This is a genomic window from Pseudomonas sp. AC463 (genome assembly GCF_979253585.1).
Genome location: NZ_CEEDDZ010000750.1, coordinates 1 through 262, shown reverse-complemented (window position 1 = coordinate 262; position 262 = coordinate 1). Strand labels below are relative to the sequence as shown.

General features: G+C 55.7%; 1 protein-coding gene. It reads right to left on the bottom strand.

The features are described 5' to 3' along the window. A partial coding sequence (locus AC0IYH_RS32225; RefSeq protein WP_471838387.1) for an L-lactate permease occupies positions 1 to 262 on the bottom strand: 262 nt, incomplete at both ends.

The window sequence follows — 262 nt, the reverse complement described above, 5'->3', positions numbered from 1 at the left end:
CCCATCAGTACTGCAGCCATGGCAGGAAAACCGATAGCGACCAACAGCGGTGCAGCAACCGCTGCTGGGGTACCAAATCCGGAAGCACCTTCGATAAAGCAGCCGAACAGCCACGCAATGATGATCGTCTGTACTCGACGGTCAGGGCTGATGGTCGAAAATCCTGAACGAATGGCGAGGATGCCACCCGAGTGTTTGAGCGTATTGAGCAGCAGAATGGCGCCGAAAATGATCCACAGCACACCGATGGTGATCACCAGGC